The following is a 15,081-nucleotide window of genomic DNA, read 5'->3' as shown; positions in this document are numbered from 1 at the left end:
CATGTCGGTCCGCCGACCCCCCATTTGGGGCAACGAAAAACCGGCCGCCCTCCTGAGGGGGAACCACAGGAGGACGGCCGGCGAAGGGGTCCGAGCGGACGTCAGTCGTTGACGCACTCGTTGCCGAAGGCGGGGTTCAGCAGACCGATGATGTTCACGGTGTTACCGCAGACGTTGACCGGAACGTGGACCGGAACCTGGACGACGTTGCCCGACAGGACGCCCGGGGAGTGGGCGGCCGCGCCCTGCGCGCCGGCGTCGGCGGCGGCGATGCCGGCACCGCCGGCGACGGCCGCGACAGCAGCGGAGGTAAGGACCAGGCCCTTCGCGATACGCGACATGGAGAGGTGCTCCTTGGGTTGACACAAACACCCGGGCGGATGCCCGGCGCTGTGTCAACGCGTGGCGCGCGCGGGGGTTGTGCCGCCAATGGGGTGATCTCCAGATCGGCCCGACTTCACCATTCCGACACACTTGTCTGGTTTCTCCGGATTAATACGCATAGCGGCTAGAGTTGCGGACCTCCCGACGCACCCTTATAGCCAGCAAATCGCACTCATCTGACGCCCTGGCACCACGACCCGGGCGTGCCACCCGTGCCCCGCAACCTCCCGGAAGGGCCACCCCGGTCATGCGCCAATCCCTGCGTCCGCTGCTGCGCCGAGCGACGGTGGGAGCCCTCGTCCTCGTCTCCGTCTGGGCACCGGGCGGCGCCCTCGCGGCGGCCCCGCCCTCCCCGGAGGCCGCACGCCTGCCGTTCACCGAGCGGTACCGGGCGCTCCAGCACGGCGGGATCGTCCGCGCGGCCAACGCCGCCATCAGCTGCCGGGCGACCGCGGCCCAGCCCTCGTGCCCGGCGGTCCGGGAGGGCGGCACGGCGGTCAACGGCGACCTCGACATGTTCTACGTCGACGTCGACACCGACCCGAACACCTACAACTCCTCCCGCGCCGAGGTCCGTCTGCCCGAGGGCGCCCGGGCCACGTACGCGCGCCTGTACTGGGGCGGCAACCTGCGCGTCGGCGAGCAGAAGCCGCCCGCGGACAACGGGCGGGTGCTGATCGCCGAGCCCGGCGGCCAGTACAAGGAGGTCCTCGCCGACACCCTGGTCGGCCACCGGGTGGCCCAGGGCGCGGACGCCTACCAGGCCTCGGCGGACGTCACGAAGCTGGTGCGGGAGAGCGGTTCGGGGCTCTACACGGTGGCGCAGCTCAACGTGGCCATGGGGAAGTCGAGGGCCGGCGCGTGGGGCGGCTGGACGCTGGTGGTGGCGTACGAGAAAGCGGCGGAGCCGCTGCGGCATCTGGCCCTCTGGGACGGCTTCGACACGCTGACGTCCGGTCAGGACCTCGCGCCGAGCGGTCTGCGCTTCCCCGAGGGTGCGTCCGGCCGGGTGGGACTCGTCGCCTACGACGGTGACCGCGGCCGAACGGGCGACAGCCTCACCCTCTCGGCCGACCGCCGGGCCCCCGTCGTGCTGGCCGACTCCGCCAACCCCGTTGCCGACGTGCTGAATTCGACGATCAGCGAGCCCGGCGAGCGGCCGGCGACGCGCGTCCCGTCGTACGCGAACACCCTCGGTTACGACTCCGATGTGTTCGATCTCGGGACGGCTCTGCGGCCCGGTGGTGACCAGCTGGCCTTCCGGCTCGTTTCCCAGCGGGACGCGGCGTGGGCCGGCGCGCTCTTCGTCGCCGTCGACGCCCGCAGTTGAGGCGCGTTCCCGCCCGTCCCGAGTGCCATCCGTGAGCGAGGAAACCGCGCAATGCACCAGTCAGCAACCGACCCTCGGCCACGGGTCCTGCACCTTACGCAGCCCGTGGACGGCGGGGTCGCCCGGGTCGTGACGGACCTGGTGAGGGCCCAGCTCACGGCCGGTCTCCAGGTCTCGGTGGCCTGTCCGGACGGGGACTTCGCGCAGGGGCTGCGGGCGCTGGGCGCCGACGTACGGCACTGGGCCGCGACACGGTCCCCGGGGCCGTCGCTGCCGGGTGAGGTACGGCGCCTCGCACGGGTGGTCGAAGAGGTACGGCCCGAACTGGTGCACGCGCACAGCGCGAAGGCCGGTCTCGCCGGCCGGCTCGCGGTGCGCGGGCGGATCCCGACCGTGTTCCAGCCGCACGCATGGTCGTTCGAGGCGGTCGGCGGGACCACCGCGGCGCTCGCCCTGAAGTGGGAGCGTTGGGGGGCGCGTTGGGCCTCCCGGGTGTTGTGTGTGAGCGAGGCGGAGCGCGCGACCGGCGTACGCGCCGGGATCGCCGCCCCCTGGAGCGTCGTCCCCAACGGGATCGACCCCGCCCGCTTCCACCCGGCCGCCGTGGGCACCGTACGCGCCGCCCTCCTGCCCGATGTCGATCCCGCCGCCCCGCTCGTCGTGTGTGTGGGGCGGCTGTGCCGGCAGAAGGGGCAGGACGTGCTGCTGCGGGCGTGGGAGGCGGTGCTGGACCGGGTGCCGCGGGCCCGGCTCGCGCTCGTCGGCGACGGGCCCGACCGGGACCGACTGCGGGCCATGGCACCGGAGTCGGTGCTCTTCGCCGGCGCCGTCGCCGACGCCGCCCCCTGGTACCAGGCCGCCGATCTGGTCGTCCTGCCCTCGCGCTGGGAGGGCATGGCGCTCGCCCCGCTGGAGGCGATGGCGTGCGGGCGGCCGGTGGTGCTGACCGAGGTGGACGGCGCCCGGGAGAGCCTGCCGCCGGGTCTCGTACCGCACTGTCTCGTCCCGCCCGAGCAGCCCGCGCCGCTGGCCGGGGCCGTCGCCGAGCTGCTGCTCGACCCGCTGCTGTGCGAGTCGCTCGGCCATCAGGGCCGCCGGCACGTCCTGTCCACGCACGACGTGCGGCACACCACCGGGGCGGTGGCGGACCTGTACCGCGAACTGCTCGGTACGACAGGTCGCGTCATGCCCTCCGAGTACAGGGAGTCGATCCACTCGTGACCGCGGAAAGCACGCTCCCCTCGCCCGGCGGGCAGCCGCACGACCCCGGGTTCTCGCCCGTCGCGGTCCTCGCGTCGCGCGGCGTCACCGGCGGTTTCCGGTTCCCGCACCGCCGCCCGCAGCCCCGGCCCGCCTCTCCCGTGCCGCTGCTCGCCGCGGACCTGGCCGCCGCCCTGCTGGGCACCCTCGCCCTCACCGGCACCGCGCACCAGCCGCTGCTCGCGGCCCTGCTCGTCGCCGCGTCGATGCTGCTGCGCCCGCAGACGCCGTACGCGGTGCCGGGCGTCCTCGACGAACTGCCCGCCGTGTGCGGCCGGGTCGCGGTCGCCTGGCTGGCGCTCGGCGCCCTGATCGCCGCCCACACCCCGCAGTACGCCCTGTCCTTCACCACCCTCGCCGCCGGTTTCCTGCTCCAGACGGCAGCGGCCTGCGCGACCCGCGGCACCGTGCACTGGCGGCGCCGCACGGCCCTGCGCGACCGGCCGCGCGCGGCCCTCGTCGTCGGCCCCGCCGCGACCGCGCAGCGCGTGGCCGCCGGGCTGCTGCGCCACCCGCGCTGCGGAGTGCGGCCGGTGGGTGTGGTGGCCGAGCAGCCCGACGGCAGCGACGGCCTGCCCGTGCTGACCACCGGCGAGGAGGTCGAGCGGGCGCTCATCCAGAACGGCGTCCGGGACGTCCTGGTCGTGCACCCCTCGGTACGGACCCAGCATGGGCCCCTGCTGCGGGCGCTCGCCGAGTCGGGCTGCGCGGTGTGGGAGGTCGACGCGGACTCCCCCTCGTACGCCTCCCGCGACCAGCTCGCCGGATACGCCTGCCGGCGTCTCGACATGGGCGGACGGCGGCCCGGCAGCGTCGGCAAGCGGCTCCTCGACGTGGTGGTCGCCGGGACCCTGTTGCTCCTGGTCAGCCCGTTGCTGCTGGTGTGCGCGGTGGTGCTGCGGCTCACCGACGGGCCCGGCGTGGTCTTCCGGCAGGAGCGCATCGGCAAGGACGGGCGCCCCTTCACACTGCTGAAGTTCCGCACCCACCGCCCCGTCGACGAGCACGAGTCGGCGACCCGCTGGAGCGTGGCCGACGAACGCCGGATGTCGTGGTTCTGCCGCTTCCTGCGACGCACCTCCCTCGACGAGCTGCTCCAGCTGTGGAACGTCTTGTGGGGCGACATGAGCCTGGTCGGACCGCGCCCCGAACGCCCTTACTTCGTCGGCAAGTTCAGCCAGATGTATCCCGGCTACGCGGCCCGCCACCGGATGCGCACCGGCATCACCGGGCTCGCCCAGATCCACGGACTGCGCGGCGACACCTCCATCGAGGACCGGGCCCGCTTCGACAACGCGTACATCGACAACTGGTCGCTGTGGCAGGACATCTGCATCCTCGCCCGCACCGCCGCCGCACTCGTCCGCCCGACGGGGAGCTGAGATGAGGCCGCCTCGGATGCTGCCGGTGCTTCCGGCCATCGCCGTGATCGCCCTGCTGGGACTGCCGATCGGGCCGGGCGGCGAGGGCGGCGCGGGCCCGGCCGACGCGGTCTCCGCGCTGATGGTGCTGTACTGCGGGATCCGGCTGGTACGGGACCGGCGGCGCCCCCTGTCCCGTACCGCCGCCGTGATCCTGGGCCTGCCGGTGCTCGGGCTGGCGATCGCCGCGACCGGCGCCGCGAGTCCGGGTGCCGGGATCACCGGCATGGGCCGCTACCTCCAGATCTTCGTCCTCGTCCCCGCCGCCGTCCTGCTCCTCGTCCGGCACCGCGGTGACTTCCGCGTCCTCGCCTGGTCCTTCGTCGGGCTGGCGCTGTGGCAGGGGGCGATCGGCGTGCACCAGTTCCTGACCGGGACCGGTGCCTCGTACCAGGGCCAGGAGATCCGCGCCGTCGGCACCTTCGGGGCGCAGGACGTGATGGGGATGGCGACCGTCGTCTGCTTCGGGCTGATCTGCGCGGTGGGGCTGGCGCTGGGCACGACCGCCGTACGGCAGCGGGCGGTCGCCGCGTGCTGTGCGCTGGTGCTGCTGGTGCCGCTGGCCCTGTCGTTCAGCCGCGGGGCGTGGATCGCGACCGTGGTCACCTGCTCGGCGCAGCTGGTGCTGGCCGGGATGCGGCGGGCGCTGAAGGCGGGGGCCGTGGTCGCCGCGCTCGGGGTGATCCTCGTGGGCGGCTTCGGCGTCGGCTCGGCGATGCTCCAGGAACGCGTCAACAGCATCACGCAGGTCACCGACGCACCCGACCAGTCCGTCACCGACCGGTACACGATGTGGGCGGCGGCCGTCGACATGTGGCGCGAACGGCCGCTGACCGGCGTCGGGTTGAAGGGCTTCCCCGAACACCGGGACGCCCACGCCTCGCTCGCGCTGTCCGCGGGCAGCGACACGGAGGGCGCGGGGGCGGCCTTCCGCAGGCAGCCGCTGCTGTCCCCGCACAACATGTACCTCCTGATCCTCGCCGAACAGGGCCTGATCGGGCTGCTCGCGCTGGCGGGTGGCTGGCTGGCGCTGCTGGTGTGCGGGCTGCGGGGGCTGGCGCGGGCGCGTCGCGCCGGGGTCGGCGCCGGGCTCGACTGCGGGCTCGTCGCCTGCGGGCTGCTGGTCTGGCAGTTGACCGACTTCGTGTACGCCGACATCGGCGGGCCCTCGACCGTGCTGACGGCCGTGTGCTTCGGGCTGGCCGCGTGGTGGGGGCTGGCCGGGGCCGGCCCGCGGGAGCCCCTGCCGGTGCCGCCGACGGTGCCCGCCCGCGCCGAGGAGGCCGCCGCGCGATGACCGTGACGCCTTCCCGGCTGCCCAGGGGCGACGAGGACACCCAGGACGCGAAGGACGACACGGGCGGCGAGGGCGGCGCGAAGGCCGGTGCCCGAGCCCGCGCCCAGGCCGTTCCCGGTCCCGACAGCACCCCGGCCCTCCCGGCCGCCCGCGCCGCCGTACCGGCCGCCGACGTCACCGACGTCGCCCCCGCCTCCCGTCGCTTCCTCGCCAAGGCCACCCTCATCACCGCCGTCCTCACCGCCGCCGGTGCCGTGCTCGGCCTCGCCCGCGATCAGGCGTTGGCGCGGCTGTTCGGGGCCGGGAGCGAGACGGACGCCTTCCTCGTCGCGTGGACCATCCCGGAGTTCGCGTCCACCCTGCTCATCGAGGACGGCCTGGCCTTCGCGCTGGTCCCGGCGTTCAGCCTGGCGCTGGCCCGGCGGGCCCAGGGCGCTGTCGGCGACCCCGTGCGGGCCCTGGTCGGCAGTACGCTGCCCCGGCTCTGCCTCGCCTTCGTCGCCGTGTCCGCGCTCATCGCCGGCGCCGCCCCCTATGTGGTCGAGGCCCTCGCGCCCGGCCTGCCCGACCCGGCGCTCGCCGTCGACTGCACCCGCCTCACCGCGGTCTGCGTGCTCGGCTTCGGTCTCGCCGGGTACTGCAGCGCGGCCCTGCGCGCGCACCGCAGGTTCCTCGCGCCGGCCGCGATCTACGTGGCGTACAACACCGGCATCATCACGGCGATGTTCGTCCTGGGCGGGCAGTGGGGCGTGCGGTCGGCGGCGGTTGGGGTGGCCGTCGGCGGCGCACTGATGGTCGTCGTACAACTGCCGTCGTTCATCCGGGAGTTGCGGCGCAAGGCGCCCGCCGTCGAGGAGCCGTCGGCCGAGTCCGCCGAGCCTGCCGTCACCGGGGCGCTCGTCGCCACCGTCCTGCTCTTCGCGCTGTGCCGGCAGTCGCAGACCCTCATCGAACGGTTCCTCGCCTCCACGCTCGACGCCGGGGCCATCTCGCACCTGAACTACGCGCAGAAGGTCGCCCAGATCCCGATGACGCTGTCGATGATGCTGTGCACGGTCACCTTCCCGGTGGTCGCGCGGGCGCTGGCCGACGGTGACGTCGAGCGGGCCCGCAACCGGGTGGAGCGGGATCTGGCGCTGGCCACCTGCATGCTGCTGCTCGGCGCGTCCGTGGTCATCGCCTGCGCCCCGCAGATCGTCGAACTCCTCTTCCAGCGCGGGGCGTTCACCGCCCGGGACACCGCCGCGACCGCGGACGTCATGCGGGTGTACGCCCTCGGGCTGCTCGGTCAGACCCTGACCGGCGTGCTCGTGCGCTCGTACTTCTCCGCGGCCCGCCCCAGCTGGTACCCGGTCGCCGCGATGGCCACCGGCATCGTCGCCACCTCCTGGATCGGCGCCTGGACGGTGGGGCCGTGGGGCGTGCTGGGCATCGCCGCGGCCAACGCCTCCGGCATCACCGTGACGGCTGTGGTGCTGCTCGCCGGGATGGGGCCGCGCAGTGTGCCGATCCCGGTCCGGCGGGTGCTGGGCGAGCTGAGCAAGCCGGTACGGGCCGCGGTGATCGCGACCGTGGCCGGGACGTTCGTCGCCGAACAGGTGCCGGCGGCCGTGCCCGGGCTCGCCGTGGCCGGCACGACCGCGGTCGCCGTGTTCCTTCTCCTCGCCTGGGCGCTGGACGCCCAGGGCGTCGTACCCGCACTCCGATCCGTACGCACCCTCACGCGGAGGCTCGCACATGGCCGCACCCGTTGATCCCGCCGCTCCCGCCGGAGCCCGCACCGCTCCCTGGATCGCGATGTACCACTCGGTCGGCGACTGCTCCGACGACCCGTACCGCATCACGGTCACCCCGGACCGTCTCGACCTTCAGCTGACCTGGCTCGCCCGGCGCGGCCTGCGGGGCGTCTCCGTGGCCGACCTGCTGGCGGCGCCCGACCGCACCGGCCTGGTCGCGCTCACCTTCGACGACGGGTACGCCGACTTCGTCACCGCCGCCCTGCCCGCCCTGAAGCGGCACGGCTTCGGCGCCACCGTCTTCGTGCTGCCCGGCCGGCTCGGCGGCGACAACGCCTGGGACCCGCTGGGCCCGCGCAAGCCGCTGCTCACCGCCGACGGCATCCGCGAGGTGGCGCGGGCCGGCATCGAGATCGGCTCGCACGGCCTCACCCACGTCGACCTGACCGCGGTCGACGACCTGCGTCTCAAGGCGGAGGTGGTGGAGAGCCGGGCCGCCCTGGAGGAACTGACCGGCGCCCCCGTCGACGGCTTCTGCTACCCGTACGGCACGATCGACCAGCGGGCCGTCGACGCCGTCTCCGAGGCCGGATACGCGTACGCCTGCGCCATCGACCCCGGCCCCGTCGACAGCCGCCTGGCCCTCCCCCGCGTCCACATCGGGCAGAACGACACCGCCGTACGCCTCTTCCTCAAGCACCGGCTGCACCGACTGCGGCGCCGCCCCGTCGAGGGGATCTGAGGTGAAGGCACTCCACGTCATCACCGGCCTCGGCATCGGCGGCGCCGAGCAGCAACTGCGGCTGCTGCTGCGGCACCTGCCGGTCGACTGCGACGTCGTGACGCTCACCAACCCGGGCGCGGTCGCCGACGGCCTGGTCGCCGACGGGGTGCGGGTGACGCACCTCGGCATGGCCGGCAACCGTGACCTGGCCGCGCTGCCCCGGCTGGTGCGGCTGATCCGTTCCGGCGGCTACGACCTCGTCCACACCCACCTGTACCGGGCCTGCGTCTACGGCCGGCTCGCCGCCCGGCTCGCCGGGGTCCGCGCGGTCGTCGCCACCGAACACTCCCTGGGCGACTCCCAGATGGAGGGCCGCCGCCTCACCGCCGGCGTCCGCGGTCTCTACCTGGCCAGCGAGCGCCTCGGCCGCGCCACCGTCGCCGTCTCCCCCACGGTCGCCCAGCGCCTGCGGAACTGGGGCGTGCCCGCCCCCCGCATCGAGGTCGTCCCCAACGGCATCGACCTGACCCGCTTCCGCTTCGACCCCCTCCAGCGCCTCCACACCCGCCGCCGCCTGGGCCTGCCCGAGGAGGCGTACGTCATCGGCGGCATCGGACGCCTGACCGCGGGCAAGCGGTTCGGCACCCTCATCCACGCCCTCGCCCGACTGCCGGACAACTGCTGGCTGCTGCTGGTCGGCGGCGGCCCGGAGGAGAGCGTCCTGCGGCGCACCGCCCACGAGGCCGGCGTCGCCGACCGGGTCCTGTTCACCGGCGAACGGCCCTACGTCCCCGACGGCACCCCCGGCCCCGACCTGCCGTCCCTCACCTGGGCGATGGACGTCCTCGCCTCGCCGTCGCCGGAGGAGGCGTTCGGCCTCGCGGTCGTCGAGGCGCTGGCGTCCGGGCTGCCGGTGCTCTACAGCTCCTGCCCGGCGATCGAGGACCTGCCCGCCGAGGCGGCCGCCCTCGCCCGCCAGGTCCGGGGCGGCACCGAGGAGTTCGCCCGCGCTCTCGTCACGGCCCGCGCCGAGGGCCCGCGCCCGCGCACCGCCCCCGAAGCCGCCCACCACTACTGCATCACCCGCAGCGCCGCCCAGCTGATGGACGTCTACGCGGCCGCATCCTCCTCGTCCCCGTCACCCCAGGGAGTCAGTTCCTCATGACCGAGAACCCCACCGGACCGCGCCGCCCGGCGGTCCTCACCCGCGCCAAGACGCTCCCCGCCTGGTCCCTGCTCGCGGCCGGCGCCGTCGCGGGCGGCCTGCTCGGCGGCGTGTACGGCCTCGCCAAGACGCCCGCCTACACGGCGACCAGCTATGTCATCGCCGTCCCCACCGAGAAGTCCGACTCGGCCTCCGCGCTCGGCTTCGCGCAGGCCTACGGCCGGGTCGCCACCCAGCTGGCGGTGCTCGGGGACGCGCAGGTGTGGGCGGGCGTGCCCGTGAAGACGCTGAAGTCCAGTGTGCAGACGGCGACCTCGCCGGACGCGCCGATGGTGGCGATCACGGCGACCTCCGCCCGCCCGGACCTCGCCGCCGACATGGCCAACGCGGTGGCCCGCGCCCTGACCCGGCACGCCGACAACACCGAGTCGGCCACCAACGTCGAGCTCCAGCAGTTCGCCCGCGCCACCAAGCCCACCGAGCCCTCCTCGGCCTCCCCCGCACTGACCGGACTGGTCGGGGCAAGCGCCGGCGGGCTGCTGGGCGGCCTGGTACTGCTGGTCCGGCCGCGCCGCACCACCGAGGAGCCGGGCCGCCCGGCCTCGGTGCCCGGCCCGGCCGTCGCCGCCGACGCCCACGGCCAGCTGTGACGTACACGACGGACCTCGTCACCGACGACACCGTCTTCGCCGCCCTCGCCCCCGACTGGACCCGCCTGTACCGCCGCTGCTCCGCCGCGACCCCGTTCCAGAGCCACGCCTGGCTGCACTCCTGGTGGCTCTCCTACGGCCGTCGCGGCCGGCTGCGCGTCCTCGTCGTACGCGACCACGACGACCTGGTGGCCGCCGCGCCCCTGATGCGCGTCCACCGCCCGGTGCCGTCGCTCGTGCCGCTGGGCGGGGCGATCTCCGACTACGGGGACGTCCTGCTGGACGACGAGCGGGGCGAGGAGGCGGTGGCCGCGCTGGCCGGCGGGCTCGCGGCGGCGGCCCGCACCGCGCTGGTCGACCTGCGCGAGGTGCGCCCGGGCGGCGCGGCCGAGCGGCTCTACGACCACTGGCCGGGTCCCCGGCGCCGGGTCGGCGACTCGCTGTGCCTGGAGCTGCCCGCCGTCCCCATGGACGAACTCGTCGCCCGGCTGCCGTCCGCGAAGGCCCAGCAGCGGGTGCGCGCCAAGCTGCGCAAGCTGACCTCGCTCGGCGTCGAACGGCACGTCGTCGAGCCGGACGAGGTCGACAAGGCGCTGCGCCGGCTGCTGGAACTGCACCAGCTCCAGTGGCAGGGGCGGAAGGTGACGAGCGAGCACCTGCGGCCCCGGTTCCGTGACCATCTGGTGCGCTCGGTCGGGCCGATGGTGGCGCAAGGGGACGCGGTCGTCACCGAGTTCCGGCTGGACGACGACGTGGTGGCCGTCGACCTGACCCTGCTGTCGCGGCGACTGACGGGCGGCTATCTGTACGGCGCCCATCCGTGCCTCAGGGAGCGCAAGGCGGACGTGGCGGTGATGCTGCTGGACGCGTGCACCGGGCATGCCCACGGCACGCTGAGCCTGCTGCGCGGCAACGAGCCGTACAAACACCACTGGAAGCCCGAACCGGTCGCCAACCAGCGGCTGCTGCTGGCCCGCCGGCACACCGCCCCGCTGCTGGCGGCCGCGCTGGGCGACGCCGCGGCCCGCCGGCACGGCAAGGAGGTGCTGCGCCGGTGGCGGGAACGCGGCGGTGGCGGCGGATCGTGAACGACCCGCCGCCACCTGGAGTGCCTTCCGTCACCGGCTGCGCGACCACCAGTCGAAGCGCATGCACAGCTTCCCGCCGATCCAGTACTCCACCCATTCGCCCAAGTCCATCGGCGAACAGTTGGGCGGGGTGGTCGGGGTGGGGTCGGGAGTCGGGTCCGGGGTCGGCTCGGGCGTCGGGTCGACCGGCGTGGGTTCCGTCGTCGGGTCCTCGGGAGTGCGGCCGAAGAGGATCGAGCGGTAGACGTCGGACGCCTTCGGGTTGTCCTCGCACTGCCAGACGCCGTGCGGGCAGTAGTCGGTCAGCGTGTTGTACAGCGGCTTGTGCTCGTCCATCCACGCGAGCATGCGCCGCATGTATTCGGCGTTGTCACCGTTGCGGAAGAGTCCCCATTCAGGATAGGAAATTGCCTTGCCGTGGGATTTGGCGAATTCCACGTGCTCCTGAAGTCCGTAGGGCTCTTTCACCTGCTGGTCGAACGAGAGTCCTTCCGGCTGGTCGTACGAGTCCATGCCGATGATGTCGACCGTGTCGTCGCCCGGATAACACTGCGTCCAGGCAATCGCGTCCCGGCCCCGGCTGGGCGTGAAATCGAAGCGGAATTTCTGGCCCGGCACCGAACGCATGGTGGTGACGATCCTGTTCCAGTACTTCTTCCAGGCCTCCGGGTCCGGCCCGCAGCGATGGGTGTACGTGATGCCGTTCATCTCCCAGCCGAGCACGATCACCGTGTCCGGCACGTTCAGCTCGACCAGCCGCTCGGCGAGGCGGCGGAAGTGATGGTCGAACTGCCCCGCCGCGCCCCGGCGCAGCAGCAGCCGCACCTCGGTGTCGGAGACGTGGCCCTCGTTGCGCTCCAGCATGGGGACGTTGAGGACGAACATGCGGTCGTTCTTCTCGTTGCGCCAGTCCGCCCACACGTCGAGGAAGCCGGGGGCGCCCTCGATGTTGCTCCAGCGGTCGCCGGGCAGATAGGTGTGGCCGACGCGCAGCTCGGTGCCGCCCAGCCAGCGGCTGAGCTCGGCCATCCGGGCCACTCCGCGCGGGCCGTAGTCGAGGTAGGCGCCGAAGGCGGGCACCTCGGTGGCCGGCTTGGCGGCGGGTTCGCTCACGGGGTCGGCGGCCGGGGACGGTTCCGCCGGGACCGCGGGCACGGCGGGCGTGGGAGCGGGCGGATCGGCGGCCTCCACCCCCGCGGCGAATCCGGGCCCCACGGCCAGGGCGGCGGACGCGGCGGTCGCCACCGCGATGAACGCCAGCCGACCGGTCCGGGCCCTTCGCTGCTGTGAGTCCATGCCTGCTCCTTTCTCACTCTCGCGCTCTGGGGACAGGTGAAACGCGTTACCTGACACTCAGTCATATGAATATGAACGACGCCACCGTGCTTACGGCTTTCGGGTGGCCCGCTCGCCCGCACGGGTGAAACGACCGAAGGAATTGAATCCGTGTCGCTGTTCGACACCCGCGTCCCCGCCGTTCTGCTGCGGATCGACCGGAATCCCTTTCACCACGGAACGCTGGGAGCCGTGCGCTCGCTCGGCCGGGCCGGAGTGGAGGTGCATGTGATCGCGGATTCCACCGGAAGTCCGGTGTCCCGATCCCGTTTTGCACGGCAGATGCATCCCCCGCCGCCACCGGGCGCGTCCGCCGCCGACATCGCCGTCGCCCTGCGCCGGATCGCCGCCCGGATCGCGCGCCCCGCGGTGCTGATCCCGATGGACGACGCGAGCGCGGTCGCGGTCAGCCGGCTGCGGGCGGAGCTGGCGCCCTCCTATCTGCTGCCCGCGACGCCGGGTCCGCTGGCCGAACGGGTCGCCGACAAGGCGGAACTGGCCGCGCTGTGCGCGTCCGTGGACGTGCCGCACCCGCTCACGCTGATCCCGGACAGCCCCGCCGACGCCGCTGCCGCCGCCTGGCACCTCGGGCTGCCGGTGGTGGCGAAGTGGAGCCGCCCCTGGCTGCTGCCGGCCGGCAGCAGCCTGCGCAGCACGGTCCTGCTGCGTTCCGCGCACGAGGCGGGCGAGCTGTACCGGCGCTCCGCGGAGGCGGGCAGCCGGCTGCTGCTCCAGGCGTTCCTGCCGCCGGAGCCCGACGGCGACCGCTTCTGCCACGGGTACGCCGACCGCTCGGGCACCGTCCGCGGCGGCGGGGCCGGCGTCAAGCTGCAGTCCTGGCCGCGCGGCGCCGGGTTGACGGCGGTGGGCCGCTGGACGCCGGACCCGGTCGTGCAGGAGCTCGCCCAACGCCTCACCGCCGAACTGGGCTACCGCGGCATCTTCGACCTCGACTTCCGCCGCGGCCCCGACGGCCACCCGCACCTCCTCGACTTCAACCCCCGCCCGGGCGCCCAGTTCCGGCTGTTCTGCGACACCGCCGAGCTGGACGTCGTACGCGCCCTGCACCTGGACCTGACACACCGTCCGCTGCCGGACGGGGTGCCGCGGGCCGGGCGGGAGTTCGTCGTGGAGAACTACGCCCCGCTGACCGCCCTGCGCCGGGCGCCCGACGGCCGGGAGCCGGCCTGGTACGCCGCGGACGACCGGGGGCCGGGGCTGGCGATGTGGGGATGGTGGGCCCGGCACGTGTCCCGGCGGGTCCTCCAGCGGTTGCGCGGGCTGTGTGCGCCGCCCGGCGAACGGGCGGGCGCGCGGGTGGTGCGTCAGGGCTCCGCGCCGGACCTGACCGACCTGACGGACGACGAGAAAGCGAGCAGCCGCTGATGTACGACCTGCTGGTGGTGGGCGCGGGGCCGTACGGCCTGTCGATCGCGTCCCACGCCGCGGCCGCCGGACTGCGGGTGGGTGTCTTCGGGCGGCCCATGGCGTCCTGGCGCGACCACATGCCCCGCGGGATGTTCCTGAAGTCGGAGCCGTGGGCGTCCCATCTCTCCGACCCCGAGCGCCGCAGGCGCCTCGACGTCTACTGCGCCGAGCAGGGCCTGGCGGTCCGGCACGGCGAGCCGATCCCGGTGGAGGTGTTCGCCGGGTACGGCCTGTGGTTCGCCCGCACCGCCGTCCCCGAGGTGGACGAGCGGACGGTGACCCGGGTGGTCCGCTGCGCGGGCGGCTTCGAGGCGGTGACGGACGACGGGGAGGTGGTGGCCGCCCGTACGGTCGCCCTCGCGGTCGGCGTCATGCCGTTCGTCGAGATCCCCGCCTCCCTCACCGGCCTGGACGCCTCCCTCGTGACGCACAGCAGCCACCACAGCGACCTCGGCCGCTTCCGCGGACGGGACGTCACCGTGGTCGGCGGCGGTCAGGCGGCACTGGAGACGGCGGCACTCCTCGCCGAACAGGGCACGCGGGTACGGGTGCTGGCCCGCGCCGGTGAGCTGCGCTGGAACGACGTGCCCCCGCCGTGGGAGCGCCCGTGGTGGCGGTCGGCCCGCTCCCCGCTCAGCGGCCTGGGCTGCGGCTGGCGGAACTGGTTCTACGCCGAGCGCCCCGGCCTCTTCCGCAGCCTCCCGGAGCCGACCCGGGCGCGGGTGGCGGCGACGGCGCTGGGCCCTGCGGGCGCGTGGTGGGTACGGGACCGGTTCGAACCGGCGGTGGAGGTGCGGCTGGGCCACGAGGTGGCGGCGGCGCGGGCGGTGCCGGGCGGACTGCGCCTGGACCTGACGGACGGCACGGGCTCCTCGCACACCCTGGAGACCGAGCACGTCATCGCCGCCACGGGTTTCAAGGCGACCACGGACCGCCTCACCCTTCTCCCCGCCGACCTGCGCACCGCTCTGGCCACGGCCGCCGACGGCTCGCCGGAGGTCACCCGGGACTTCGAGTCCCCTTCCCACCCGGGCCTGTTCCTGGCCGGCCTGACCACGGCCTCCGCCTTCGGCCCGGCCATGCGCTTCGTGTACGGCGCGACCTACACGGCCGCCGCACTCGTACGAGGGGTACGGCGCCGGCTGCGGACGGGCCCGCCCCGGATCCCGGCACCGGGCCGACGCGGGGCACCGGCGACTGCGCGGCGGTGACGGGGCAGCGGTGAGGGGGGCGCGGGTGCCGGACGCGGGGTCCGGCACCCGG

Annotated in this window: 13 protein-coding genes; 11 read left to right on the top strand and 2 right to left on the bottom strand. The window is 74.3% G+C overall.

Annotated elements, in window-relative coordinates; translation table 11 throughout:
- Positions 1–101: 101 nt before the first annotated feature.
- Positions 102–341 carry a chaplin gene (locus ACFUO4_RS12375; protein WP_194076112.1) on the bottom strand — a complete coding sequence of 80 codons (240 nt, stop codon included), beginning with the start codon at positions 339–341 and terminating at the stop codon, positions 102–104.
- 290 nt (positions 342–631) lie between these two features.
- On the opposite strand from ACFUO4_RS12375, the gene ACFUO4_RS12370 reads away from it, so the two are divergent.
- Genes ACFUO4_RS12370 through ACFUO4_RS12330 form a run of 9 tightly spaced genes read left to right on the top strand, consistent with a single transcriptional unit; the run spans position 632 to position 11,055 of the window.
- The gene (locus tag ACFUO4_RS12370) at positions 632–1,714 is read left to right on the top strand and encodes a DUF3344 domain-containing protein (RefSeq protein WP_383483153.1); all 1,083 of its coding nucleotides are present in this window, start codon (positions 632–634) and stop codon (positions 1,712–1,714) included.
- A gap of 51 nt (positions 1,715–1,765) precedes the next feature.
- Positions 1,766–2,935 carry a glycosyltransferase gene (locus tag ACFUO4_RS12365; RefSeq protein ID WP_383483149.1) on the top strand — a complete coding sequence of 390 codons (1,170 nt, stop codon included), beginning with the start codon at positions 1,766–1,768 and terminating at the stop codon, positions 2,933–2,935.
- Positions 2,932–4,356 carry a sugar transferase gene (locus tag ACFUO4_RS12360; RefSeq protein ID WP_383483146.1) on the top strand — a complete coding sequence of 475 codons (1,425 nt, stop codon included), beginning with the start codon at positions 2,932–2,934 and terminating at the stop codon, positions 4,354–4,356. Before ACFUO4_RS12365 ends, ACFUO4_RS12360 begins: the two co-directional genes overlap by 4 nt.
- Before the next feature lies 1 nt (position 4,357).
- Positions 4,358–5,692: an O-antigen ligase family protein gene (locus ACFUO4_RS12355; protein ID WP_383483143.1), complete on the top strand. Its 1,335-nt coding sequence runs from the start codon at positions 4,358–4,360 to the stop codon at positions 5,690–5,692.
- Positions 5,689–7,446 carry a murein biosynthesis integral membrane protein MurJ gene (gene murJ, locus ACFUO4_RS12350; protein ID WP_383483140.1) on the top strand — a complete coding sequence of 586 codons (1,758 nt, stop codon included), beginning with the start codon at positions 5,689–5,691 and terminating at the stop codon, positions 7,444–7,446. Before ACFUO4_RS12355 ends, murJ begins: the two co-directional genes overlap by 4 nt.
- Complete coding sequence (locus tag ACFUO4_RS12345) at positions 7,430–8,170, top strand: polysaccharide deacetylase family protein (RefSeq protein WP_383483137.1); 741 nt, start codon at positions 7,430–7,432, stop codon at positions 8,168–8,170. The genes murJ and ACFUO4_RS12345 overlap by 17 nt, the downstream gene beginning before the upstream one ends.
- 1 nt (position 8,171) lies before the next feature.
- Positions 8,172–9,317 (top strand): glycosyltransferase, encoded by a 1,146-nt coding sequence (locus tag ACFUO4_RS12340; RefSeq protein ID WP_383483135.1) that lies wholly within the window; start codon positions 8,172–8,174, stop codon positions 9,315–9,317.
- Positions 9,314–9,967, top strand: a complete 654-nt coding sequence (locus ACFUO4_RS12335; protein WP_383483132.1) for a lipopolysaccharide biosynthesis protein — start codon at positions 9,314–9,316, stop codon at positions 9,965–9,967. The genes ACFUO4_RS12340 and ACFUO4_RS12335 overlap by 4 nt, the downstream gene beginning before the upstream one ends.
- Positions 9,964–11,055, top strand: a complete 1,092-nt coding sequence (locus ACFUO4_RS12330) for a GNAT family N-acetyltransferase (RefSeq protein WP_383483129.1) — start codon at positions 9,964–9,966, stop codon at positions 11,053–11,055. The genes ACFUO4_RS12335 and ACFUO4_RS12330 overlap by 4 nt, the downstream gene beginning before the upstream one ends.
- Before the next feature lie 30 nt (positions 11,056–11,085).
- Here ACFUO4_RS12330 and ACFUO4_RS12325 read toward each other — a convergent pair whose 3' ends face one another.
- Positions 11,086–12,351, bottom strand: a complete 1,266-nt coding sequence (locus ACFUO4_RS12325; RefSeq protein ID WP_383483126.1) for a glycoside hydrolase family 26 protein — start codon at positions 12,349–12,351, stop codon at positions 11,086–11,088.
- A gap of 150 nt (positions 12,352–12,501) precedes the next feature.
- Between ACFUO4_RS12325 and ACFUO4_RS12320 the strand changes: the two genes are divergently transcribed.
- Together ACFUO4_RS12320 and ACFUO4_RS12315 are read left to right on the top strand one after the other, a co-directional pair.
- On the top strand, positions 12,502–13,776 hold the full coding sequence (locus ACFUO4_RS12320) for an ATP-grasp domain-containing protein (protein WP_383483123.1): 1,275 nt from the start codon (positions 12,502–12,504) through the stop codon (positions 13,774–13,776).
- Complete coding sequence (locus ACFUO4_RS12315; RefSeq protein WP_383483120.1) at positions 13,776–15,029, top strand: NAD(P)-binding domain-containing protein; 1,254 nt, start codon at positions 13,776–13,778, stop codon at positions 15,027–15,029. The genes ACFUO4_RS12320 and ACFUO4_RS12315 overlap by 1 nt, the downstream gene beginning before the upstream one ends.
- Positions 15,030–15,081: the final 52 nt, after the last annotated feature.

The organism is Streptomyces sp. NPDC057280, assembly GCF_042668605.1.
Taxonomy (GTDB): Bacteria; Actinomycetota; Actinomycetes; order Streptomycetales; family Streptomycetaceae; genus Streptomyces.
The sequence above is the reverse complement of the archived record's forward strand: the minus strand, read 5'-3'. Positions and strand labels throughout refer to the sequence as shown.

Bases quoted from the DNA above. Each gene is read 5' to 3' on its own strand.
- ACFUO4_RS12375 (WP_194076112.1), bottom strand. From the start codon at position 341: ATGTCGCGTATCGCGAAGGGCCTGGTCCTTACCTCCGCTGCTGTCGCG.
- ACFUO4_RS12370 (WP_383483153.1), top strand. From the start codon at position 632: ATGCGCCAATCCCTGCGTCCGCTGCTGCGCCGAGCGACGGTGGGAGCC.
- ACFUO4_RS12365 (WP_383483149.1), top strand. From the start codon at position 1,766: ATGCACCAGTCAGCAACCGACCCTCGGCCACGGGTCCTGCACCTTACG.
- ACFUO4_RS12355 (WP_383483143.1), top strand. From the start codon at position 4,358: ATGAGGCCGCCTCGGATGCTGCCGGTGCTTCCGGCCATCGCCGTGATC.
- murJ (WP_383483140.1), top strand. From the start codon at position 5,689: ATGACCGTGACGCCTTCCCGGCTGCCCAGGGGCGACGAGGACACCCAG.
- ACFUO4_RS12345 (WP_383483137.1), top strand. From the start codon at position 7,430: ATGGCCGCACCCGTTGATCCCGCCGCTCCCGCCGGAGCCCGCACCGCT.
- ACFUO4_RS12335 (WP_383483132.1), top strand. From the start codon at position 9,314: ATGACCGAGAACCCCACCGGACCGCGCCGCCCGGCGGTCCTCACCCGC.
- ACFUO4_RS12325 (WP_383483126.1), bottom strand. From the start codon at position 12,351: ATGGACTCACAGCAGCGAAGGGCCCGGACCGGTCGGCTGGCGTTCATC.
- ACFUO4_RS12315 (WP_383483120.1), top strand. From the start codon at position 13,776: ATGTACGACCTGCTGGTGGTGGGCGCGGGGCCGTACGGCCTGTCGATC.